Source organism: Thermoproteus sp. CP80 (assembly GCF_002077075.2).
Lineage (GTDB): Archaea > Thermoproteota > Thermoprotei > Thermoproteales > Thermoproteaceae > Thermoproteus.
Window position 1 is genome coordinate 1 of the sequence record NZ_LCWM02000007.1, and the last position, 21,108, is coordinate 21,108.

Genomic DNA, 21,108 nt, shown 5'->3' on the forward strand with positions numbered 1-21,108 from the left:
AAATAAAAACGGATCGTGATCCCGATAAGCGTGATGGTCGCCGGCGCCGGCACGACGTCCTTCAAGATCAAGGGTAGGTACGGCGTGGGGAGGCCCAGCGACTTCGCGGCGCCGTTGAGGCCGGCGGTCACGTGGAATATCACCAGGAGGTGCAACCTCAGATGCGTCCACTGCTACGTGGACGCGGGCCCCGGGGACCCGGCCGAGCTGACCGCCGAGGAGGCCATGGACGTGGTCGACCAGATGGCCGAGGTGGGAGTCCCCATGGTCATATTCTCGGGCGGGGAGCCGTTGCTTAGACAGGACCTCTTCGACGTGGCGGCCTACGCCGGGGGCAAGGGGATCAAGCTGGTCCTGTCGACCAACGGCACGTTGATAACCAGAGAGGTCGCGAGGAGGCTCAGGGACCTCGGCTTCTACTACGTGGGGATAAGCCTGGACTCCGCCGAGGAGAGCTACCACGACGCGTTCAGGGGGGTCAAGGGCGCCTTCGCGGCTACGCTGGCCGGCGTCAAGAACGCGGTGGAGGCGGGGCTCGACGTAGGCCTCCGCTTCACGGTGACGGCCAAGAACATAGAGGAGGCGCCCAGGTATATAGACTTCGCCGTATCCCTCGGCGTCAGGAGGATCACCTTCTACCACCTCTCGGCGGCCGGCAGGGCCCAGAGGATGGAGAGGAGCTGGTACTACACGCCGGAGCAATACGCCGCCTTTATCAACTCCTTGATGGAGTACGCCAGGAGGTACGCGGGCAAGATAGAGATAGAGACCACCTTGGCGCCGTACGACGGGATATATATAGCGGAGGCTCTGGGAGGGGGCTCCGAGGAGTATTTGAAATTTGTCGAGGCGGCTGGAGGCTGCGGCAGGAAGATGGTGTCCATATACCCCAACGGCGACGTCTATCCCTGCCAATTCCTCGATTTCTACAGGCTGGGCAACGTGAGGGAGAGGCGGCTCCGCGAGATCCTCCGCCCGGAGGCCGTGGAGCCCTTCGTGAACACCGAGCGGTACCTGAGAGGCCCTAAATGCGGCGCCTGTAGATTCAAGCAGTACTGCAAGGGAGGCGACAGGGCGAGGGCCTACTACCTCACGGGCGATATGTGGGGCGACGACCCGCTCTGCCCCATCCCCCACCTCCTGCGGCCCCCGGCCGGCGGAGTCAGCTCTATATAGACGCGCGCGGCGCCATGGCTGGGGAGAGGGCCCTCGCCATAGCCTCGGCCTATATCGGCTGGGTCATGGACGGCTACGACGCGCTTCTCGTCACGCCGATATTGCCCCTACTCGGATCCCTCTTCTTCCCGGGGCAGTACAGCAACCTCGGCGGCCTCTCCACTCTAGTCGCCACCCTGGTCATGCGGCCTCTCGGCTCCGTCGTGATGGGCTACGTCGGCGATCGGGCTGGCAGGAGGGTCGGGCTCATGGCCACGACGCTCGGCTACTCCCTATCGGCCTTGGCCATAGCGCTCATGCCGCCGTACGTCTCCATAGGCGCGGCGGCCCCGGCGGCCGTCCTGGCGCTCCGCGCAATCCAGGGCGTGTTCCTCGGCGGCGAGTGGGGCCCCGGCACCTCGATGATAATGGAGTGGAGCAGATGGAGAGGCGAGATATCGTCCGCGTTCGCCCAGACCGGCTACCCCCTGGGCGCCCTGGCCGCAAGCCTCGTCTACTCCGCCATGTCGGCCTCTATGGGGCCCGCGTTCTCCGACTTCGGCTGGAGGATATACATGGCGACCGGCGCGCTGGCGGCCGCCCTAGCCTTCGCGCTCAGGCGGAGATCCGTGGAGTCCCCCCTATGGAGAAAGCCAAGACGCAACCCCCTGGCCGCCGTCTTTCTCGAGAGCTCAGCCGATCTGGTCAAGGCGGTGGCGATGACGACCGGCCTATTCCTGGTGTATTACTCGACCTACCTGATATACTCCCAATACCTCAAGTACATGGGCCTCGCCGAGCTCACGCCTCTGGTCATGACCGCATCCACTGCCGCGGCCGTCGTCTCGGTGTTCCTCGGAGGCGTCTTGTCCCTAGCCGTGGGCCACAGGGCCGTGTTCGTGGGGAGCCTTGCGGCCGCCCTAGCCTTCGCGCCGTATGCCCTCATGCTGAACCCCTCCGCCGCCTCGCTGGTAGTCCTGGCCTTCCTCGAGAACTTCGCGATGGGGCTCGTGCCCTACTTGCTGGCGAGGAGGTTCGGCGTGGAGCAGAGGGCGACGGGCCTCGGCGTGGCCTACAACTGGGGGCTTCTGATAGGCGGCTGGGCGCCTCTTCTAGTCGGCTTGTTCGGCTCGATGCCTGTGGGCATGGTGGCCGTCATGGCGGCGGGCGTCGCCGTCGCCGCCGCGGGGGCTATTAGCCTACGTTAATTCCATACGAGGCTCTTCGTGGCTTCTCCTCCGGCGTCGGCCGGGGGGGCCCTCCCCTCAGCAGCTCCTCGGTGCCGGCGCTGTCGTCCTCCTCGGCCGTCACCAACGTCAGCACCAAGGTGCCGGAGGGCCTCGCGGACGAGAACGCCCCAACGTACGCCGCGAGGGGGCCCTTGTCGTCCACCGCGCCCCTCCCCCTCACCACGTCCCCCTCGTCCCTGACCTCCAGAGGCCCCACGACGGTGTCCATATGGGCGTGGAGCCACGTGACGGGCGCCCCCCTGCCCTTTACGGCCACCACGTTGCCCGCCCCGTCCGTCCAAGCCTCGTCGGCCGCCTCCCTAACTACGCCGAGGAGAAATCCGGCCAGCTCCGCCTCGCCGTGGGACGGGCTATATATGGACAGCATGCGCAGCAACAAGCCCTTCAGATCCATGGAGGCCGCCGAACACCGGTTTATAAGGTTGGCAGAAAACCTCGCCCTTTAGGGCGGGGAGGAGATCGGAACCTCTTCCACGCGCCGCGTCGAGTTGGACGGGGCCGTTGGAAGGCGACGGGAGGGCCGCCGGCAACCAGCGCCGCGTAGCTCTCTACGTAAGTTTTATATGCGGGATATGTTCCCTCGGCGCTTCGCAAGTTTTTTATCTTTAAAGGTCAAGCGCGCACATGATGGCGGTTGCGAAAACCCACATAGGCGAGGTAAAGATGTCACGGGGAAAGCTACTGGAGTTCTACAGCTCCCTCGAGAATAGCTATAGGACCGTGTTGGACGTGAGGCTCGCCAGAACCTACGGCAAGAGGTTCGAGGAGATAGTCCTGGAGGCGCCCGACAACATCTACGAGGCGCTGTCGAGGGCACTGGGGAGGCACAACGCCGATGTGTTCATGATAATGTACGCCAGGTGGCTGCAGAGAAAGGCTGTTAGCTGAAAGCAGGCTTTTTCCGAAACGGCCCGTTAAGTTTATATATAGTGCTCAGCCCGGCCTATATGGAATTTTCGGGGAAAACGGGGCCAGCGGGGCGAGAGTCCTCGTACTGTCGGAGAGGCCCGAGCTAGGCGAGAGACTTCTGGCCAAGTTCCTATCGGCCCGCGGCGTATATGTCGACCTGGTCGATATATCCCAGGGGCATGTGGAGGGCGGCGACTCCACGGTCTTGGTCAGGACCCGGAACCAGTACCTAGGCGCCGTCTACGCGTCGCTGTTCCGTAGGTCGATCAACCCCTCCCACGCGATATACAACGCCTTGAATAGGCTGTACTGGCTGCCTAAATACGGTCCCCACTTCTTCGTCTTCTCGGACGAGGAGGCGGTGGAGAAGGTCGACTTCAAGCCGCCGTGGCTCCTCGCGACGGTCTGGCGGCTGGGCCTAGACGTTCTGGTGACCAGCGTCGAGGGGGCCAAGAGCGTCGTGGAGCACCGCAACTACATGAGGAACCCCCTGGCCAAGGCCAGCGTGGCCATGCCCAAGCCCAGAGGGGTGAGGAAGGTGTTCGCCGTGTCGGGCATGGACGGAATCGCGGGCGAGGTGTTGAGGGCGCTCGGCCTCAAATACGCCGAGGTGGCGCTGGGGCTTTACGACGATGGGGAGCGCGTGGTGGACGTAGACCCCATACCCGAGCTCGACGAGGCCAGGGCCAGGCTCTTGGCCGACGCGGCGCTCGAGGAGGCATGAGGGCCTGCATAATAGGGGCCTCCGGCTTCACGGGAGGAGAGCTGCTGCGCATCTTGTTGCAACACGGCGGGGTCGAGGTGGCGTGCGCCACGTCGAGGAAGTTCAAGGGCGAGTACGTCTACCGGGTGCACCCAAACCTGAGGGGCTTCACCAACCTGAAGTTCGTGGAGCCCAGCCTCGACGCGGCGCTCAAGGCGGACGTGGTGTTCCTTGCGCTTCCCCACGGCGAGTCCGTCAAGTGGGTCCCCCAGCTCTACGAACACGGCCTTATGACCGTAGACCTGGCGGCCGACTTCAGGCTCAAGGACCCCAACGCCTACGTGGAGTGGTACAGATGGCCCCAGCCCCATCCCTACCCGGACCTCCTCAAGAGGGCCGTCTACGGCCTCCCGGAGCTGCATAGGGACGAGCTGCCCGGCGCCAAGCTCATAGCGTCGCCTGGATGCACGGCCACGGCCTCCATCATGGCCCTGGCGCCTCTGGCCAAATACGGCCTGCTGGGCCCCCTCCCGCCGGTCGTAGACGTGAAGATGGGGTCGTCGGGCGCCGGCGCCGAGGGGTCCGTCCTCGATATGCACAGCCACCGCACCTACGTCATAAGGCCCTACGAGCCCGTGCACCACAGACACGCGGCCGAGGTGGAGCAGGAGCTCTCGAGGCTCGCGGGGAGGGAGGTGAAGGTGGCGTATACCCCCCACGCAGTCGATGTGGTCAGGGGCATACTCTCCACCGCCCACGTGTTCGCCGAGCGCGAGGTGGACGAGCCGACGTTGTGGAAGGCGTATAGGGCCATGTACGGAGACTCCAAGTTCGTGAGGATAATGAAGGATAGGCTGGGCCTTGCGCGCTATCCAAATATAAAATATGTATTGGGGACGAACATCGTCGACGTGGGCTTCGAGGTGGATTCCAGGCTGAGGAGGATAGTGGCGTTCTCGGCCATCGACAACCTGGTGCGCGGAGCCGCCGGGCAGGCGGTGCAGGCCTTCAACGTGGCGGCGGGCTTCCCCGAGGACCAAGGGCTTAGGTACATACCGCCGCACCCCATATGATAGTGGTGAAGATAGGCGGCTCGGTGATCTGCAAGGACCCGTCGAAGGCTGTGGCCGATCTGGCCAACTACGCCGGGGAGGCCGTGGCCATACACGGCGGGGGTTGCGCCGTCAACGACCTCATGAAGGCGTTGGGGCTGCAGCCGAAGTTCTTGACGCATCCCGGCGGCGTGGTCAGCAGATACACCGACTACGAGACCCTAAGGGCGTTCGTCATGGCCATGAGCTGGATAAACAAGACCGTAGTGGCCTCTCTAGCCGCCAGGGGGATCCCCGCCGTGGGCCTCACAGGCGCCGACGGGGCCGTGGTCAAGGCCAAGAGGAAGGAGAAGGTCGTGGTCGTGGACGAGAGGGGTAGGCAGAGGGTGGTCGACGGGGGGTACAGCGGCAAGATCGTCGATGTGGACGCCAAGGCCCTACTGCCTCCGCCCCTCAAGGTGTTGGCCCCGATAGCGCTGTCCGAAAGGGGGGAGCTCCTCAACGTGGACGGAGACCAGATAGCCTTCGAGGTCGCCTCGAGGCTCGGCGCCAAGCTGGTCATCCTCAGCGACGTGGACGGCTTGATCGTAGGCGGGAGGGTCGTGGAGAGGTTGGATCCCGACGAGGCGGAGAGGCTGGCCAAGTCAGAGGAGGTCAGGGGAGGCATGAAGCGCAAGTTGCTCGCGGCCGCCGAGGCGGCGAGGATGGGCGTCGAGACCATAATATACAACGGCCTAGCCGATTCGCCCATAGGGAGGGCGCTGGCGGGGGCCGGCACCCATATCACCCCATCTTAATCGAGGGAAAAGTTTAAATATTAGATAAAATTCTTTCTTTATGGCAAAGGTAAAACTAACAGCTGTATGTAAAGTATGTGGGAGCGAGATAGAGCTGCCCGAGGACGTAATGGACGGCGAAATCACGTCCTGCCCGACCTGCGGCACCAGGTATATAGTGCGCCTCAAGGAGGGCAAGGCCGAGCTCGAGGAGTTTAAGGGCGACGTAGAGGACTACGGACAGTAACGCCACGTTTTTTCCGGCCCAACGGCCCCTGCCGGCTTAGGTCCGGCGGACGGCGCGATAAGTTTATAAAGGCCTCGGAGGGGGGTGGCATGCCTTCGGGGCGAAGAAGATAGGCAGAATAGCGCTCGCGTATTCGGGCGGGCTCGACACGACCGTCGCTATAAAATGGCTTTCCGAGAAGTTCGGGGCTGAGGTCGTCACGGTCACCGTGGACGTGGGGCAGGAGGAGGACTTCTCCGAGGTGGAGGAGAGGGCCTATAGGGCCGGCGCCGTCAAGCACTACACGATCGACGCCAAGAGGGAATTCGCCGAGGAGTACGTCGGCCGGGCCGTCCTCATGAACGCGATGTATGAGGGGAAGTACCCCCTCGGGACCGCGCTGGCCAGGCCTCTCATCGTCGCGAAGACCGTCGAGGTGGCGAGGCGCGAGGGCGCCGACGCCATAGCCCACGGGAGCACGAGCAAGGGGAACGACCAGGTCCGCTTCGACGTGACGGCCAAGGCGCTGGCGCCCGACCTGGAGGTGCTCGCGCCGGCCAGGGTCTGGGGCATGGGCAGGGAACAGGAGGTGGAATACGCGAAGGCTCGTAACATACCCGTGCCGGAGGCCCACAAGAAGTACAGCATAGACGAAAACCTCTGGAGCCGCTCCATAGAGGGAGGGCCCGTGGACGACCAGAGGCTCGAGCCGCCCGAGGATGCCTTCAAGTGGACCGTCCAGCCCGAAAGGGCGCCTGACCAGCCCACGTACGTCGAGATAGAGTTCGAGGACGGTCTGCCGAGGGCCATCAACGGCGAGCGTATGGACATGCTCTCGTTGGTGAGGGCGTTGAACCAGATGGGCGGCGCCGCGGGGGTCGGGAGGATAGACCACATAGAGAGCAGGCTGGTGGGCTTCAAGAGCAGGGAGGTATACGAGGCGCCTGCGGCGGTTATACTCTTCGAGGCCCATAGGGATCTCGAGAAGCTGGTGCTCACGCCGAGGGAGCTCAGGCTGAAACACCAGGTGCTCGATCCCTATTGGGCCGACTTGGTCTACCAAGGCCTGTGGGTGGAGCCGCTTAGGCTTGCGCTCGAGGCGGCCGCCGGCGAGATGGAGAAGTGGGTCGACGGCTGGGTTAAGGCGAAGCTGTACAGAGGATCCGTGCAGATCGTCGCGAGGGACTCTAGATACGGCACGTACAGCGCGGAGCTGGCGGACTACTCAAGGGGGTGGTACCCCACCGACGAGGAGGCGAGGGGCTTCATAGAGATGTGGGCGCTGCATAGCTTGACTGCGTTAAGTAAGAGGGCAGGAGGCAAAAAATAGGTCCTACAACAAAGCTATTTATCAATGGTGTTTACTACAAAATTTCTCTGGTAATTTCTTTTGGTCTCTTTATATAGAGATAGATATTACCCTTGAAGAATAAATAAAAAGCTATATAAAGGCGGGCGCTCTAGACGTCGATGGGGGAACGCAGGCTCTCGACGGTTATATGTCCGAACTGCAAACGTCCGGTGAAGCCTAGGGAGTGCAGCCGGAAATCCCTATCTAAACGGTACGTGCTGGTGACCTACTGCTGTCCGCGTTGCGGCGCGGAGCTGCTCACCGAGCACATAGAGGTTACATAGCCAGCTGTCCCCATATATAGATCTCGGCGTAGTTTATATAACGCGAGCCTTTTCAAGCAAGATCGAGAAGGGCGAGTGGATGTCGTCCTTCTGCTGCACGGCTCCCGAGACCCGAGGTATTTGGAGTCTGTGAAGGCGTTCGCCGAAAAGCTCGGCGTCGGGTACGCATTCGTTAGGAACTTCGCCAGGACGCCCGGCGCGTTGTACGTGCCGGTGTTTATAGCGGGCGGAGGGGACTACAGAGCGGCCGCGGCGCTGGCCGGGTCCTCTATACCGCCTCTGGCGCGTTGGCCCGAATTCGGCGACTACTTGAGGAGCTTGGGCGCAGGCATGTATATATTCCACGGCGGAGAGGACGAAGAGTATATATCCGATGTGGAGTCCCTAGGCCTTCCCTACGTATTCCTGGAGGGCGAGCCGTCCATAGGGCCTCCCTACTGTAGGGATGTGGCTGCCCCTGTGGTCTTGACAAGAGGGATCATCTACGACAGGATCGAATACGCATGGCGAGGCGCCGGCTGCCGCGGCGAATTGCTACCGCCTCTCTTCGAGCAGGGGGGCTTCGCGGCCTACTTCTCGCGGGCGCTAGGCCGGCTTCTCCCCGGCGCTGGCGGCGATGCGCAACAGCTCTGATCGATAGAGCGCGGCGGCCCTGGGATACCTCCTGACGAACTCCCTAAGGGCGGCGTTGCAGTCGCCCGAGACTCCGCAGAGCCTCTCGACCGCCCTGCATATCACGTAGCAAGCGCCTGGGGGGCCGTGGCGGATCGCGGCCGCGTATATGGCTCTCAGCAACGCCGTCTCGTCTTCGCCGAAATCGGCGGGGAGAGAGGCGCCGCAGATGGATGCGCAGTCCACGCTATATATCCGCCGCCATGTTATATGCTTTCAACCAGGGACGCTATATATTTGCCCACCTCCTCCGTGGTGGAGCGGCCTCCCACATCCGGCGTGGCGACGCCGCGCCTCAGCGCCTCCTCGACGGCCCTCCTCACCGCGGACGCCGCATCGCCGCGCCCCATCCATTCGAACATCAAGGCGGCCGAGAGTATGGTGGCCACGGGATTCGCCACGCCCTTCCCGGCTATGTCGAAGGCGGCGCCGTGCACCGGCTCGAACATGGCCTTGGAGTCCCCTATGTTCGCCGACGGCGCAAGCCCGAGGCTCCCCGCGACCTGCGCCGCTAGGTCCGTGAGTATGTCGCCGTATTGGTTCGTCGTCAGGACCACGTCGAAGCGGGCCGGGTTGCGCACCAGCTCCATGGCGGCCGCGTCGACGTACATCTCCTCGACCTCAAGCCCTCTGAGCTCCTCCTTGGCCACGTCCCTGAAGAAGGCGTCGACGACCCTCAGCACATTCGATTTCGTGACCACAGTGACCTTCCTCCTCCTCATCTCGGCGTAGCGCCTGGCGGTTCTGGCGACCCTCCTCGTGCCCTGCCCCGTGATGACCTTAAGGGCTATGGCCACATCGCCCACTCTGTACTCAGCCCCTATGTAGACGTCCTCGACGTTCTCTCTGACGAATAGACAATCTATGGGCTTGATCGACGGCACGCCCGGGAGGCTCTTGGCGGGCCTTATGTTGGCGTAGAGGACGTACTTCATCCTTATGGCCGAGGTGACGTCGTACGCCGTCTCGCCGACGGGCCCCTTCAGGACGGCGTCGGCGGAATCCACGACGCGCCAGGCGTCGTCCGGCATGGCCTTGCCGTATTTCCTCAACGCGCCGTCCCCCGCCTCGACGTATTTCGCCTCAACATCTATAGAGAACCGCCTGGCCGCGGCCTCTACGACCCTCATGGCCGCCGACACCACCTCGGGCCCGATGCCATCGCCCGGGATGACCGCGAGCCTCATGGAGCGGTAAAGCCCCTTTTTAATATTGATCGCAGAGGGCCTCCTCCAGCAGACGCCTCGCCCTGGACAGATCGCCGTATCTGCCGAAAACCCCCCTGCTCCTCACCACGAGCGCCTCGGGGCTACGCCCCGCTAGACGCCGGGGGATCATCAGAAGGGCGTTTTCCGACGCCAGCAACCTGCGGAGCGCCGGGCCGAGGGCCCTGGCGTAGTTGCCTGGCAGAAAGGCAACGGCCATGCCGTACCTCCCGCCGAGAAGCTCGGCGGCTTTGTCCCAGACGCCCCTCGCCTCAGCCCACCTCTCGACCTCCGCCGCGCCTAGGCCGTTCAGCGTGGCCTCGTAGGGCACCACGGGCTCGTCGGCTCTTATCAGCCCGTATCTGGCGCTCAACACGTAGAAATCCACTGGTGCACATCTGCCGAGAGCCTCTGCCATCTCCCTCACTTTCCTGAAGGAGCCGCCGTACATCTCGGCGGCCGGCTTCACGAAATCCCTCAAGACGTCCCTATAGAGGCCTTCCTTCTCCAGGTCCATGTTCGGCGTGGAGAGGCCGGCGGACTTCAACGCGGCCGCCACCGCCCTCCAGTCCACGTTCTTGGTCTTTGTGCAGTGGGTTAACAGAAGCATAGGCCCTCCTCTATATCTCCGCCTGAGCTCCTCGGGGGTTATGTCGCTCCAGGAAACCACCGGCATAGGTCGAGAGACGGCTCGGATTTATACCGTTCCTGGGCCCTGAGGGCCGCCGGCGCCTAGGCGAAGGACGCTGACAGCTGCTTTAGGACTATATTAGTCAGAGTGGACTTCACGCCTCTCACCGCCCTGACCTCCTCGATTATTCTGTTGAGCTCCTCGGCGTTCTCGGCGGAGACCCTCGCCACTATGTCGAAATCCCCCGTCACCTCGCCGACGCCTTGGACGCCCCTCACGGCCATTATCCTCCTCGCCACCGACGTGGTGTAGACATTCTCGTCCACCTTGACCCAGATGTAGGCCTCTATGTGTTTATTCACCTGGGCTCTGTACCTCACCCCCGTTATCCTCTCCAGGAGCTCCAGCAGATCCTCGTCGCGCATCCGCCTGGCGTTGCTCCTCTTGAGCTCATCAACGAGCCTCCCGAGGGACTCCTCGTCGATCTTTACGCCCAGCCTCTCGAGCCTATGCGCGACTGCCTTCCTCCCGCTGTATTTATCCAAGGAGAAGTCCCTGGAGCGCCCCACGACCTCGGGCGGAAGAGGCTCGTAGGTCTCCGGGCTTGCGAGCACGCCGGCCTGGTGGACGCCGGCCTTGTGGGTGAACGCGTTATCGCCCGTGATGGGGAACGTGGGCATCTGCGTTATGCCGCTCGCCGCCTCGACCAGGGAGGCCAGGTAGGGCAGTTTGGACAGGTCGATGAGCCTCACGCCCTTGTGGCGGTAATACGCGGCCGCGAACACCTGGAGCGGCGTTATGCCTGCCCTCTCGCCGAGGCCGTTGACCGTGGTGTGCACCACGTCGGCGCCGCCCTCGACCGCCGCCAGAGAGTTGGCCACGGCCATGCCGAGGTCGTTGTGCGCATGTATATCCAGCCCGACGTCGGGCACCGCCTCCTTGATCTTGGAGAAGAGCTGCCGCGCCCTGTCGGGCGTCAGCACGCCCACCGTGTCGGCCACGCTGACTCTATCCGCGCCCGCGTCCCTCGCCGTCTCGACCACCTGTATCAAGTAGTCGAGATCGGCCCGCGTGGCGTCCTCCGCCGTGAATCTAACCCTAACGCCCTGGCTCCTGGCGTGCTCCACGTGCTCCGCTATTATGGACAGAGCCTCCTCCCTCGACTTCCTGTGCTTGTGCTTAAGGTGTACATCGCTGACGCCGTAGAATATGGCGACCCTATCGGGCTCCAGAGACGCGGCGTTTTCTATATCGGCCTTGACCGACCTGCTGTGGGCAACTATCTCGCCGGCTATCTCGCCGTCTCTCCTCATGGCGACGATCTTAGCTATGGCCGACCTTATGTCGGGAGCCACGTTGGGGTCGCCGACCTCTATCATGTGGACGCCGGCATCAGAAAGGGCCTTGGCGATCTTGATGCGCCAATCCTCGGAGAAGACGACGCCGGGGGTCTGCTCGCCCTCTCTAAGCGTCGAGTCGAGGATCTTTACGCTTTCCCCGAACGCATGTCGGCAGAGGCCGACGCGTATTTAAGCATAGCGGTCGGCTATATTCCCTATAGATCGAGACCTGGCCTTCAGGTACTCCACGAGGCCGCCCGCCCTTATGATGTCCAGGACGAGGCCGGACAGCGGCTTCCCCTTGATCGTCTCGCCGGTGGTTAGATCGACGACCTCCCCCGCGTCTAGCCTGACGAGCAGCTCGTCGCCCTCTCGCACCCTGCCTCTGGCGGGCGCCTGGAGGACCGGCAGGCCGACGTTCACGGCGTTGCGGAAGAATATGCGGGCGAAGGACTCGGCGACCACGGCCGCCACGCCGGCGCCCTTGAGGGCCGTCGCGGCCTGCTCGCGGCTGCTCCCCATGCCGAAGGCCCGGCCAGCCACTATTACGGCGCCCCTCGCCTTCTTGGGGAACTCGGGGTCCAGAGGCTCCATGGCGTGTTCTCCCAAGACCTTTGGATCCGTATATACCAGATAGCGGGCCGGTATTATGACGTCGGTGTCTATCTTGTCGCCGTAGACCAAGGCCCTTCCCCGGATCTCCATGGCGAAACCATCTATATAGCTTTTAAGCATTCCGCCGCCACGGCGCATCCCCCGCCTTTTACTTAGGAAGGCAATGTTTAAATATAGGCTAAATAGTCGCCCCATGGATTCGGGGGTCAATTCGGGGCTCGAGGGGATCGCCCCAATAGGGTCGTCGACAGAGTAATAGACACGCTGAGAGAGCTTAAGGTAAGGCATATCCTGGGCATAACTGGCGGCTCTATAATGGCGTTGTTCGACGCCGCGTACTTCGTCGACGACATCGAGGTGGTCATGTTCAGGCACGAACAAGGGGCGGCCCACGCCGCTGAGGGCTACGCCAGAGTTGCCGGGAGGCCTGCCGTGGTGTCCGCCACCAGCGGACCTGGAGCCACGAACCTTGTGACGGGTCTGACAGACGCCTACATGGACTCGGTGCCCGTCACGGCGATAACGGGCCAGGTGGCGACCTGGGTGTTCGGGAGGGATGGGTTCCAGGAGACCGACATATTGGGGGTGGCCACCCCCATAACCAAATGGGTGTACCAAGTGAGGAGGCCGGAGGAGGCCACGCCAGCGGTGAGGATAGCGTACGAGATCTCGGCGTTGGGCAGGCCCGGGCCGACCTTGGTGGATCTGCCCAGAGACGTCCAGCTCATGGAATATAGGGGTGAGGCCAAGATACAGATAAACGTATCGAAGTTCATACCCCCTAAGCCGAGGGAGGAGGATGTGGCAAAGGCCGTCAAGATCTTGCTGGAGGCCGATAGGCCGGTCGTGCTGGCCGGCGGAGGAGTGCTCTGGTCCGGCGCCACGAAGGAGGTGTTGGAGCTGGCCGAGAAGCTCAACGCCCCGATAGTGTCCACGTTGCCCGGCAAGGCCGCCATACCGCACAACCATCCGCTCTACATGGGCCCGGCGGGGATGCACGGGAGGGCCGAGGCCGACGCGGCTCTGGCCAACGCCGACGCGGTGATCGCCGTGGGGACCAGGTTCAGCGACAGGACTTGGGGCAGATTCAGGGAGTTGCAGGAGAGGGTGAGGTCCGGCGAGGTCAAGCTGATCCACATAGATGTCGATAGGAGCGAGATCGGGAAGAACGTCAAGCCGACTGTGGGCATAGTGGCCGACGCCAGGGACGCCTTGAGGGAGGTGCTCGACCTGATGCCCGCGGCCGCCGCCAGGAGCCCGAAGTTCCTGGCCTGGCTCTACGAGATCAGGAGGAGATATGAAGATGCTATGGAGAAGGCGGCCGCCGAATTTAGGCACTTCGCGCCGTGGAAAGTCCTCAAGGCCGTGAGGAGGGCGGCTCCGCCGAGCGCCGTGACGGTCACGGGCGTGGGAGGCCACCAGATGTGGTCCGAGATATGGTGGGAGGTCTACGAGCCCGGCACCTTCATAACGTCGGCGGGCCTCGGCACGATGGGCTTCGGCATACCCGCCTCGCTGGGAGCCAAGCTGGCGGATCGGTCGAGGCCCGTGGTGTGTATAGACGGCGACGGCTCGTTCCAGATGACCTTCAACAACCTGGCCCTAGTCAGGGAGTACGGCCTTCCGTTCGTCGAGATAATCTTCGACAACGCCTCGCTCCAGCTGGTGAAGCAGTGGCAGGTCTACATGTACGGCAATAGGCAGATAGCGGTGAGGTTCGCGAGGAATCCGGACTTCCTGAAGATAGGCGAGGCCTACGGGATAGAGGGCATCAGGCCGTCCAGCTACGAGGAGCTGGAGAGGGCCGTGTCCTGGGCCGTGAGGAACGACGAGCCGTTGATAATAGACGTCACCATAGACGAGGACAAGGATATAGTCCTGCCGTGGGTGAAGCCCGGCGATTGGCTAACCCAAGTGATACTGCCCAAAGGGATGGAGGACGTCTCGCTGGCCTATGAGCATTAGCATAAGGATACCTCCCTCCATGGACTACGTGGGGAGGGTCGTCAGCATAGTGAGGAGGGCCAAGGTGTTCGTGAGGCGCATGGAGATAGAGGCGAGGGACTCGACCTACCACATTGTGATGGACGTGGAGGGCCCCGCCGACGAGATAGGCTGGCTCATAGCCAAGCTGGACAAGCTGCCGGAGGTCCTGGAGATAGGCAGGACGCAGGCGGCGCCGGCAATAGCGGTGGCGGTGAGGGAGGGGCGATGAGAGTTAAAAACACGTCCTATTGAAGGCCATGGCAAAGATATATACGGATAGGGACGCCTCTCTAGAGCCCCTCAGGGGCAAGACCGTGGCGGTGCTCGGCTACGGCATCCAGGGGAGGGCGCAGGCCTTGAACCTAAGGGACTCGGGGCTTAAGGTCGTGGTGGGCGTCAGGCGCGGGAAGTCCTGGGATCAGGCGGAGGCCGAGGGCTTCGAGGTCCGCCAGGTGGGCGAGGCGGTTGGGGAGGCCGACGTCGTCTTGATGCTGTTGCCCGACATGGAGCAGCCCAAGGTCTGGCGGGAGCAGGTCGAGCCCAACCTGAGGCCGGGCGCGGTCGTCGACTTCGCGCACGGCTTCAACATACACTTCGGCTTGATAAAGCCGCCGGCGAATGTGGACGTGGTCATGGTGGCTCCCAAGGGGCCGGGGAGGCTCGTCAGGGAGGAGTTCCTGGCCGGCCGCGGCGTCCCCGCCCTGGTCGCCGTCCACCAGAACCACTCGGGGAGGGCCCTGGAGTACGCGCTCGCCATCGCCAAGGGCATAGGGGCCACGAGGGCGGGCGTGATCGAGACCACCTTCAAGGAGGAGACCGAGACAGACCTCATAGGGGAGCAGAACGTGCTGGTCGGAGGCCTCCTGGAGCTGTTGAGGAAGGGGTTTGAGGTGATGGTGGAGCTAGGCTACCAGCCGGAGGTCGCCTATTTCGAGGCCATAAACGAGGCGAAGCTGATCATGGACCTCATCTGGCAGAGGGGCCTCTACGGCATGCTCACAGGCGTCAGCGAGACGGCCAGATACGGGGGGCTGACCGTAGGGCCCAAGGTGATAGACGACTCGGTCAAACAGAGGATGAAGGAGGCCGCCGCGAGGGTTAGAGACGGCTCCTTCGCCAGGGAGTGGGTGGAGGAGTACTCCAGGGGCGCTCCCAACCTCAAAAGGATGCTCGAGGAGGTCAAGGGCCATCCGGCCGAGAGGGTCGGCGAGGATATCAGGAGGCTTATGTTCGGGCGATGAAGATCTGGGTCGACGGCAGATTGGTCGAGGAGGGCGAGGCCAAGGTCACCGTGCTTTCGCCCAGCCTTAACTACGGCTTCGGGGTGTTCGAGGGGATAAGGGCCTATTGGAGCGGCGAGAACCTCTACGTCTTCAGGCTTAGGGAACACATGGAGAGGTTTTTGAGGTCGGCGAGGATTATAGGCCTCGAGGTGCCCTATACGGCCGAGGAGCTCTCGAAGGCGGTGGTCGAGACCGTGAGGGGCAACGGCTTCAAGGAGGATCTATATATAAGGCCCGTCGCGTATATATCGAGGCCCCAGATAAGCCTGGACGTCAGAGGCCTCCAGGCCTCGGTCGCCATAGCCGCGTTGCCCTTCGGCAAATATCTCAAGGTAGAGGGGGTGAGGGCGGCCGTGGTCAGCTGGAGGAGGGTCCACACGTCCATGATGCCCGTCATGGCCAAGGCCACCGGGATATACCTCAACTCGATAATGGCCGCCGTGGAGGCGAGGGCCAGGGGCTACGACGAGGCCATAATGCTCAACGCCGAGGGCAAGGTCGTCGAGGGGTCCGGCGAGAACGTCTTCATAGTGCGCCGCGGATTCCTCATGACGCCGCCCCTCGAGGACGGCATACTGGAGGGCATAACGAGGGAGACGGTCATCACGATAGCCGGAGATCTGGGGATCCCCCTCCTGGAGAAGAGCATAACTAGGGAGGAGCTCTATGCGGCCGACGAGGCCTTCTTCGTCGGCACGGCCGCCGAGATAACGCCGATAATAGAGATCGACGGGAGGATCCTGCCCAGGGGGCCCATAACCCAGAGGATAGCCGAAACGTATAGAAGGATCGTGTTGGGGAGAGAGGAGAAGTACCTAGCCTGGCTGACCCCCGTCTATTAGCTGGCTACAGAGACTCCCCGCCGTCGACGACCAACACGGCGCCCGTCACGTAGCTGGAGGCCGGCGAGAGGAGCCAGTAGATGGCCTCGGCGGCCTCCCTCGGGCTGCCCAGCCTCTTCAGCAACGTCCTCTCCCTAAAGCCCTCCAGCTCCCTCTCCGAGATCCAGGTGGTCCATCTGGTGGCTATGGGGCCGAGCGCGACTGCGTTAACCCTTATGGGGCTCAGGGCCTTGGCCAGGCTCCTGGTCAACGCTATGAGGGCGCCCTTGGCCGCCGCGTAGGGAATGCCGTAGCGGTCGCCGACCATGGCAGGCGTCGACGACACGAGGACTATGGACGAGCCAGGCCCTAGATTGCGCAGAAAGGCCTTGACGACGTTAAAGCTGCCGACCACGTCGGTCTCGAACGGCTTGAGGAAATCGCGGGCCTCCAGGTCCTCCACGCCTTTATTCCACGCGGCCGCATCGCCGTGGCCGTGGACTAGGGCTATTCCGTCAACAGCCCCCACCTCCCGCGCCGCCGCCTCGAGGCAGGGTAGGTCCAGCACGTCGCAGCCGTACTGCGCGTCCGCGTTGTTGCGTCTCCTCGAGATCCCCACCACGTAGTCTCCCCTCGACCTCGCCAGATCGACGATGGCGCTCCCTATCCCGCCGCTGGCGCCGGTTACGACCACCCTCATCTACAGGCCAGCGGGCGCCTGCAGTCCAGCCTCACGTCCAGATCGCCCCTCCTGGATTCGGTCACCATGCTGTGGTGCTCGTCCTTGACCCCCCTTATGAACGAACACATGTGTACCCCGCACACCTTGACCTTCACAGATCTGGCCTTGAGCTTCTCGAGGAGCAGATCGGCCAGCCACTCGGTGAACCTCTCCTGCATGATGGGCCTCGCCGCGGCCCATTTGACCAGCTTTATGACTTTGCTGAGGCCCGGCACGGCGTCGCTGGGCTGGTAGGCCACAGATATGTTGAGCACTATCGGGAGGAGGTGGTGCTCGCAGATGGAGACGGCCCTGATGTTCTCTATCACGACGGGCCCCGGATCCGCCGCCTTATATTCAAGCGGGAAGAAGACAACCTCGGGCGGAGGCTCCCTCAAGCCCCTCGTCAGCTCCTCCATGGCCTTCACGAAACGCCTCGGCGTGTTGGCGACGCCCGGCCTCGAGAGATCTTCGCCGAGATGTACGAGCAGATATTCCACGGCCTCCTCGGCGGTTTCGACCTCCTTGTTCTCGATCACGAGCGCCTCTCGACCTTACAATATAAACATAGCCATGGCGATAAATATAGGGAAGGAAACCTTTTATATAGGCTATTTCGAGCTTCTATGGATTCGGGGCTCGTCGGGTAAGGTTCTTCGACACGACTCTGCGCGACGGCGAGCAGATGCCCGGCGTCTCTCTAACCGTCCATGAGAAGGTCGAGATAGGGCTTGCCCTGGACGACCTCGGGGTCGACTATATAGAGGCGGGATTCGCGGCGGTGTCTCCCGAAGAGGCCGAGGCCGTCCGCAGAATAGCGCGCGACGCCTCGCGCGCAGTAGTGGCCAGCTTGGCCAGGGCCAACAAGGCCGATGTGGACGCCGCCGTGGATGCGGACGTGGATATGGTCCACGTCTTCATAGCGACGAGCGATCTCCACATGAGGTACAAGCTGAGGATGGACAGAGGCGAGGTCCTGCGGCGCATCGCCGAGTCTGTGGAGTACGCCAAGTCCAGGGGGGTCAAGGTGCTTTTCAGCGCGGAGGACGCCACGAGGAGCGACCTCTCCTTCCTCGCGGAGGCCTTCAAGACGGCGATAGAGGCGGGAGCAGACGAGATAAACGTCCCCGACACCGTGGGCGTGATGACCCCCGGCAGAATGCGGCATCTCGTGGAGTACCTCAAGGCCCGCCTTCCGCCGGTGCCCATGCATGTGCACTGCCACGACGACTTCGGCATGGCCGTGGCCAACACCATCGCCGCAATAGAGGCGGGAGCCGACGTGGCGCAGGTCACGGTGAACGGCTTCGGCGAGAGGGGCGGCAACGCGGCCCTGGAGGAGGTCGCCGCAGCTGCGCGTTTTCTGCTCGGCATGGAGGTGGGGCTGAGGCTGGAGCGCCTCTACGAGACCTCGCGGCTCGTGGCGAGGCTGTTCGGCATACAGCTACAGCCCAACAAGGCCGTCGTGGGCGACAACGCCTTCAGCCATGAGTCGGGCATCCACGTCCACGGAGTCCTCAACAACCCGTTCACCTACGAGCCCATGACGCCGGAGGCCGTCGGCAACAGGAGGAGGATAGTCCTGGGCAAACACTCAGGCCGCCACTCGGTCGAGTGGGCGTTGAAGCAGATGGGCATAGAGCCCGAGCCCAAGCTGGTGGACTACCTCGTCTCGAGGATCAAGGACTACGCCATGCGCAAGAGGCCCGTGGACGAAGCCGCGTTGAGGCGGATGGTGGAGGAGTTCAGGGGAGTAGTGCTTATACGCACATAGCCCGACCCACTCATGAAGGTGATAGACCTTTCGAGGGAGCTCAGGAACGGCATGCAGGTTTTCCCCGGCGACCCCCCATACAGACATGAGTACGTCAAGTTCGCCAGGAAATACGGCGAGGTCACGCTATCTAAGATCGAGATGGGGGCCCATAACGGGACCCACGTGGACGCGCCGGCCCACTTCGTGCCGGACGGCGACACCCTCGAGAGGATATCCGCCGATAGGTTCGTGGCGCACGGATCCGTGCTGGACCTGAGCTGGAAGAGGCCGGGCGAGGCCATCTCCGCCGGCGATCTGGGCAAGTTCGGCGACAAGATAGCTAGGGGGAGGGCGGTGATGATATACACAGGCTTCTCGTCGAGATACGGCACGGAGGAGTTCTTCTACAATTGGCCCTATCTGGATAGGTCGGCCGCCGACTATCTGGCCGGCGCCGGCGTGGCGGCAGTGGGGGTCGAGGGGATGTCCGTCGCAGGTTACGCCGGCGCTGAGGGCTATCCCTATCCGCCTCGCGTGCCTAGAGACGATGTGGTGTACGTCCACTACAGGCTGCTGTCCAGCGGAGTGATAATAATAGAGAACTTGACCAATCTAGACGCCGTTTTGAGGGAATGCGGCGGCGAGGCTTTGTTCGTATTCGCTCCTATTAAGATCGGAGGGGGCGAGGGAGGGCCCGCCAGAGCTTTAGCGATATGTTAGACAATAGATCGGCCGAATCGCGAGCTTCGGCGCTGGCCGTTCTTCGCTATAAGTATTTTCTCGGATCCACTATTCTGCCTTCCAGCGCGGCGGCAGCCGCGGTGTAGGCGTTGGCCAGATAGACCTTGGAGTCGTTGGCGCCCATCCTGCCCACGAAGTTGCGGTTGCTCGTCGACACAGCGACCTCGCCGGGGCCCAGAACTCCGAAGTGGCCTCCGATGCAGGGGCCGCAGGTGCCGTAGGTGACCACGCAGCCGGCCTTGGTGAGGACATCTACGTAGCCGGCCTCCAGAGCTTGCCGGAAGACCGAGTAGGACGCCGGTATGGCTATGCAACGCGCCTTGGCCCTCCCCCTCCTGAGCACTCTGGCGGCCGCCTCTATGTCGCTGAGCCTTCCGTTGGTGCAGCTGCCTATGAAGACCTGGTCCACCTCCACGCCCTCCACCTCGGCGACGGCCTTGACGTTATCCACGCTGTGGGGCGCGGCGACTAAGGGCTCCAGCCTGCCCAGCTCGACTGTGTACTCGTCCGCGTATTTGCCGCCCGGCGTGAAGTCGATCCTGGGGGCGGCGCCTCTGGTCTTCTCGAGAAACGCCGCCGTCTCCGAATCGGGCACGAACATCAAGGCGTCGGCCCCCAGCTCCGTCGACATGTTGGAAACAGTGGCTCTGTAGTCCATGGGGAACGCCGAGGGGCGCTCCACATATACGTCCACCGAATATCCGTTCAGGCCCTCGGCCTTGTAGATAGAGAGCAGATGCAACACGACGTCTTTGCCGGTGACGGCCCTGGGCGGCTCCCCCCTTATCTCTACCTTCATGGGTTGAGGCGCCACGAGCCAGGTCCTCCCCAGCTTCAGCATGGCCGCTATATCCGAGGCGCCCATGCCCTGCGCGAAGGCCCCGACGGCGCCCGCCATGTTGGTGTGGGAATCGGCGCCGAAGACGAACTGCGCGGGGAGCGCGTACCTCTCCAGTATCAGCTGGTGCATGATGCCCTCGCCCACGTCGTGGAAGTTCTTGAGCCCCAGCGAGCGCACGTGGCGGCGGATGTAGACCTGTATCTCGGCGGCCCTCACGGTCGGGGCGGGCGAGAGATGGTCGAAGGCGACGACGAGCCTATCCTTGTCGAATACGTCGACCCCGCCCATCTTCTCCATCATCTCGAGCACGTGGTAGCCTGTGAGGTCGTGGAAGCCGACCAGGTCGGGAACCAGCTCGACCACCTCGCCAGGAGCCGGCGCTCTGCCGAGCTTTCTGGCGAAGACGTGCTCGGTCCAAGTAGGCATGGCGAGAGCCTATTTAGCATATATAAGTGTTCACCTCTCCGACGCGATGAGCTTCACGCCTAGATCCGCCAGCTTCCCGCCTGCGGACGCGACGAAGGCTGCGAGGAGGGCCCAGAAGGAGAGGTCGGCCATCTTGCTCAGCTGGCTCCCTTCGACCACCTTGACCTGGACAGAGCCGTAGCTCGCCACGACGTCGCTGAAGGAGAATATGTGGAACGGCTCCACGTAGCCCGCCAGGGCGGCGTAGACCATGAACACCGCGGCGGCTATCAGAACAACTCCGGCGGCCAATAGGCCGTAGCCCAACGCGCGGGCCATGCCGCTGTTGCGGCGGGTATAAATACGCCCTTTTGCCTATGTCCCC

Annotated in this window: 24 protein-coding genes and 2 pseudogenes; 16 read left to right on the forward strand and 10 right to left on the reverse strand. The window is 63.0% G+C overall.

What is annotated here, in order from left to right:
- The first annotated feature begins 15 nt into the window (after nucleotides 1-15).
- Together B7L68_RS02250 and B7L68_RS02255 are read left to right on the forward strand one after the other, a co-directional pair.
- Nucleotides 16-1,176, forward strand: coding sequence for a radical SAM protein (locus tag B7L68_RS02250; RefSeq protein WP_081246069.1), 1,161 nt, complete (start codon nucleotides 16-18; stop codon nucleotides 1,174-1,176).
- Nucleotides 1,177-1,190: 14 nt separating this feature from the next.
- Nucleotides 1,191-2,363, forward strand: a complete 1,173-nt coding sequence (locus tag B7L68_RS02255) for an MFS transporter (protein ID WP_081246070.1) — start codon at nucleotides 1,191-1,193, stop codon at nucleotides 2,361-2,363.
- Between the two features lie 37 nt (nucleotides 2,364-2,400).
- Here B7L68_RS02255 and B7L68_RS02260 read toward each other — a convergent pair.
- Nucleotides 2,401-2,799, reverse strand: a pseudogene (locus B7L68_RS02260) (M20/M25/M40 family metallo-hydrolase); the annotation flags it as partial.
- Nucleotides 2,800-3,029: 230 nt separating this feature from the next.
- Here B7L68_RS02260 and B7L68_RS02265 point away from each other — a divergent pair.
- From B7L68_RS02265 to B7L68_RS02295, 8 genes are all read left to right on the forward strand, one after another.
- Complete coding sequence (locus tag B7L68_RS02265; protein WP_081246071.1) at nucleotides 3,030-3,293, forward strand: hypothetical protein; 264 nt, start codon at nucleotides 3,030-3,032, stop codon at nucleotides 3,291-3,293.
- A gap of 202 nt (nucleotides 3,294-3,495) precedes the next feature.
- A complete protein-coding gene (locus B7L68_RS02270) occupies nucleotides 3,496-4,038 on the forward strand; it encodes a hypothetical protein (RefSeq protein WP_238136281.1) in 543 nt (180 codons plus the stop codon).
- Nucleotides 4,035-5,090, forward strand: a complete 1,056-nt coding sequence (gene argC / locus B7L68_RS02275) for an N-acetyl-gamma-glutamyl-phosphate reductase (RefSeq protein ID WP_081246073.1) — start codon at nucleotides 4,035-4,037, stop codon at nucleotides 5,088-5,090. Before B7L68_RS02270 ends, argC begins: the two co-directional genes overlap by 4 nt.
- Complete coding sequence (locus tag B7L68_RS02280; RefSeq protein ID WP_081246074.1) at nucleotides 5,087-5,866, forward strand: [LysW]-aminoadipate/[LysW]-glutamate kinase; 780 nt, start codon at nucleotides 5,087-5,089, stop codon at nucleotides 5,864-5,866. Before argC ends, B7L68_RS02280 begins: the two co-directional genes overlap by 4 nt.
- Nucleotides 5,867-5,906: 40 nt before the next feature.
- Entirely contained in the window at nucleotides 5,907-6,092 is a 186-nt protein-coding gene (locus B7L68_RS02285) for an alpha-aminoadipate/glutamate carrier protein LysW (RefSeq protein ID WP_081246075.1), read from the forward strand.
- Between the two features lie 109 nt (nucleotides 6,093-6,201).
- A complete protein-coding gene (locus B7L68_RS02290; RefSeq protein ID WP_081246076.1) occupies nucleotides 6,202-7,401 on the forward strand; it encodes an argininosuccinate synthase in 1,200 nt (399 codons plus the stop codon).
- Between the two features lie 140 nt (nucleotides 7,402-7,541).
- The gene (locus B7L68_RS08840) at nucleotides 7,542-7,706 is read left to right on the forward strand and encodes a hypothetical protein (protein WP_193432457.1); all 165 of its coding nucleotides are present in this window, start codon (nucleotides 7,542-7,544) and stop codon (nucleotides 7,704-7,706) included.
- 75 nt (nucleotides 7,707-7,781) lie between these two features.
- Complete coding sequence (locus B7L68_RS02295; protein ID WP_081246077.1) at nucleotides 7,782-8,339, forward strand: transposase; 558 nt, start codon at nucleotides 7,782-7,784, stop codon at nucleotides 8,337-8,339.
- Here B7L68_RS02295 and B7L68_RS02300 read toward each other — a convergent pair.
- Genes B7L68_RS02300 through B7L68_RS02320 form a run of 5 tightly spaced genes read right to left on the reverse strand, consistent with a single transcriptional unit; the run spans nucleotide 8,292 to nucleotide 12,259 of the window.
- Complete coding sequence (locus tag B7L68_RS02300) at nucleotides 8,292-8,564, reverse strand: hypothetical protein (protein WP_081246078.1); 273 nt, start codon at nucleotides 8,562-8,564, stop codon at nucleotides 8,292-8,294. The two genes, B7L68_RS02295 and B7L68_RS02300, sit on opposite strands and share 48 nt — an antisense overlap.
- Before the next feature lie 20 nt (nucleotides 8,565-8,584).
- On the reverse strand, nucleotides 8,585-9,565 hold the full coding sequence (locus B7L68_RS02305) for an isocitrate/isopropylmalate dehydrogenase family protein (protein WP_081246079.1): 981 nt from the start codon (nucleotides 9,563-9,565) through the stop codon (nucleotides 8,585-8,587).
- A gap of 19 nt (nucleotides 9,566-9,584) precedes the next feature.
- Nucleotides 9,585-10,259 carry a DUF6884 domain-containing protein gene (locus tag B7L68_RS02310; protein WP_081246080.1) on the reverse strand — a complete coding sequence of 225 codons (675 nt, stop codon included), beginning with the start codon at nucleotides 10,257-10,259 and terminating at the stop codon, nucleotides 9,585-9,587.
- Nucleotides 10,260-10,315: 56 nt separating this feature from the next.
- Nucleotides 10,316-11,743: a homocitrate synthase gene (lysS, locus tag B7L68_RS02315; RefSeq protein ID WP_081246081.1), complete on the reverse strand. Its 1,428-nt coding sequence runs from the start codon at nucleotides 11,741-11,743 to the stop codon at nucleotides 10,316-10,318.
- Entirely contained in the window at nucleotides 11,744-12,259 is a 516-nt protein-coding gene (locus B7L68_RS02320) for a 3-isopropylmalate dehydratase small subunit (RefSeq protein WP_081246082.1), read from the reverse strand. It lies immediately after the preceding gene.
- Nucleotides 12,260-12,409: 150 nt separating this feature from the next.
- Between B7L68_RS02320 and ilvB the strand changes: the two are divergent.
- The 4 genes and pseudogenes from ilvB to B7L68_RS02340 all read left to right on the forward strand — a co-directional run.
- Nucleotides 12,410-14,134: pseudogene (ilvB, locus tag B7L68_RS02325) on the forward strand (biosynthetic-type acetolactate synthase large subunit); the annotation flags it as partial.
- The gene (locus tag B7L68_RS02330) at nucleotides 14,124-14,384 is read left to right on the forward strand and encodes an ACT domain-containing protein (protein WP_238136282.1); all 261 of its coding nucleotides are present in this window, start codon (nucleotides 14,124-14,126) and stop codon (nucleotides 14,382-14,384) included. The pseudogene ilvB and the gene B7L68_RS02330, both read left to right, overlap by 11 nt.
- Nucleotides 14,385-14,412: 28 nt before the next feature.
- Nucleotides 14,413-15,396, forward strand: coding sequence for a ketol-acid reductoisomerase (gene ilvC, locus B7L68_RS02335; RefSeq protein ID WP_081246085.1), 984 nt, complete (start codon nucleotides 14,413-14,415; stop codon nucleotides 15,394-15,396).
- Nucleotides 15,393-16,280 (forward strand): branched-chain amino acid transaminase, encoded by an 888-nt coding sequence (locus B7L68_RS02340; protein ID WP_081246086.1) that lies wholly within the window; start codon nucleotides 15,393-15,395, stop codon nucleotides 16,278-16,280. The genes ilvC and B7L68_RS02340 overlap by 4 nt, the downstream gene beginning before the upstream one ends.
- Before the next feature lie 4 nt (nucleotides 16,281-16,284).
- Here the strand turns inward: B7L68_RS02340 and B7L68_RS02345 are convergent, their stop codons facing one another.
- Together B7L68_RS02345 and folE are read right to left on the reverse strand one after the other, a co-directional pair.
- The gene (locus B7L68_RS02345; RefSeq protein WP_081246087.1) at nucleotides 16,285-16,959 is read right to left on the reverse strand and encodes an SDR family NAD(P)-dependent oxidoreductase; all 675 of its coding nucleotides are present in this window, start codon (nucleotides 16,957-16,959) and stop codon (nucleotides 16,285-16,287) included.
- Nucleotides 16,956-17,519, reverse strand: coding sequence for a GTP cyclohydrolase I (gene folE, locus B7L68_RS02350; RefSeq protein WP_081246088.1), 564 nt, complete (start codon nucleotides 17,517-17,519; stop codon nucleotides 16,956-16,958). Before folE ends, B7L68_RS02345 begins: the two co-directional genes overlap by 4 nt.
- 146 nt (nucleotides 17,520-17,665) lie before the next feature.
- Between folE and B7L68_RS02355 the strand changes: the two genes are divergently transcribed.
- Together B7L68_RS02355 and B7L68_RS02360 are read left to right on the forward strand one after the other, a co-directional pair.
- Entirely contained in the window at nucleotides 17,666-18,754 is a 1,089-nt protein-coding gene (locus B7L68_RS02355) for a homoaconitate hydratase (protein ID WP_238136283.1), read from the forward strand.
- A gap of 12 nt (nucleotides 18,755-18,766) precedes the next feature.
- Nucleotides 18,767-19,456, forward strand: coding sequence for a cyclase family protein (locus tag B7L68_RS02360; RefSeq protein ID WP_081246090.1), 690 nt, complete (start codon nucleotides 18,767-18,769; stop codon nucleotides 19,454-19,456).
- Between the two features lie 46 nt (nucleotides 19,457-19,502).
- Here the strand turns inward: B7L68_RS02360 and B7L68_RS02365 are convergent, their stop codons facing one another.
- Nucleotides 19,503-20,744, reverse strand: a complete 1,242-nt coding sequence (locus B7L68_RS02365) for a 3-isopropylmalate dehydratase large subunit (RefSeq protein WP_081246091.1) — start codon at nucleotides 20,742-20,744, stop codon at nucleotides 19,503-19,505.
- A 30-nt stretch (nucleotides 20,745-20,774) separates the two neighbouring features.
- Nucleotides 20,775-21,062: a hypothetical protein gene (locus B7L68_RS02370; RefSeq protein ID WP_081246092.1), complete on the reverse strand. Its 288-nt coding sequence runs from the start codon at nucleotides 21,060-21,062 to the stop codon at nucleotides 20,775-20,777.
- Nucleotides 21,063-21,108: the final 46 nt, after the last annotated feature.

Excerpts from the sequence above, each read along its gene's own strand:
- B7L68_RS02255 (WP_081246070.1), top strand. The coding sequence starts at position 1,191 with ATGGCTGGGGAGAGGGCCCTCGCCATAGCCTCGGCCTATATCGGCTGG.
- B7L68_RS02265 (WP_081246071.1), top strand. The coding sequence starts at position 3,030 with ATGATGGCGGTTGCGAAAACCCACATAGGCGAGGTAAAGATGTCACGG.
- argC (WP_081246073.1), top strand. The coding sequence starts at position 4,035 with ATGAGGGCCTGCATAATAGGGGCCTCCGGCTTCACGGGAGGAGAGCTG.
- B7L68_RS02280 (WP_081246074.1), top strand. The coding sequence starts at position 5,087 with ATGATAGTGGTGAAGATAGGCGGCTCGGTGATCTGCAAGGACCCGTCG.
- B7L68_RS02285 (WP_081246075.1), top strand. The coding sequence starts at position 5,907 with ATGGCAAAGGTAAAACTAACAGCTGTATGTAAAGTATGTGGGAGCGAG.
- B7L68_RS08840 (WP_193432457.1), top strand. The coding sequence starts at position 7,542 with ATGGGGGAACGCAGGCTCTCGACGGTTATATGTCCGAACTGCAAACGT.
- B7L68_RS02305 (WP_081246079.1), bottom strand. The coding sequence starts at position 9,565 with ATGAGGCTCGCGGTCATCCCGGGCGATGGCATCGGGCCCGAGGTGGTG.
- B7L68_RS02310 (WP_081246080.1), bottom strand. The coding sequence starts at position 10,259 with ATGCCGGTGGTTTCCTGGAGCGACATAACCCCCGAGGAGCTCAGGCGG.
- B7L68_RS02320 (WP_081246082.1), bottom strand. The coding sequence starts at position 12,259 with ATGGAGATCCGGGGAAGGGCCTTGGTCTACGGCGACAAGATAGACACC.
- B7L68_RS02330 (WP_238136282.1), top strand. The coding sequence starts at position 14,124 with ATGAGCATTAGCATAAGGATACCTCCCTCCATGGACTACGTGGGGAGG.
- ilvC (WP_081246085.1), top strand. The coding sequence starts at position 14,413 with ATGGCAAAGATATATACGGATAGGGACGCCTCTCTAGAGCCCCTCAGG.
- B7L68_RS02340 (WP_081246086.1), top strand. The coding sequence starts at position 15,393 with ATGAAGATCTGGGTCGACGGCAGATTGGTCGAGGAGGGCGAGGCCAAG.
- B7L68_RS02345 (WP_081246087.1), bottom strand. The coding sequence starts at position 16,959 with ATGAGGGTGGTCGTAACCGGCGCCAGCGGCGGGATAGGGAGCGCCATC.
- B7L68_RS02355 (WP_238136283.1), top strand. The coding sequence starts at position 17,666 with ATGCCCGGCGTCTCTCTAACCGTCCATGAGAAGGTCGAGATAGGGCTT.
- B7L68_RS02360 (WP_081246090.1), top strand. The coding sequence starts at position 18,767 with ATGAAGGTGATAGACCTTTCGAGGGAGCTCAGGAACGGCATGCAGGTT.
- B7L68_RS02365 (WP_081246091.1), bottom strand. The coding sequence starts at position 20,744 with ATGCCTACTTGGACCGAGCACGTCTTCGCCAGAAAGCTCGGCAGAGCG.
- B7L68_RS02370 (WP_081246092.1), bottom strand. The coding sequence starts at position 21,062 with ATGGCCCGCGCGTTGGGCTACGGCCTATTGGCCGCCGGAGTTGTTCTG.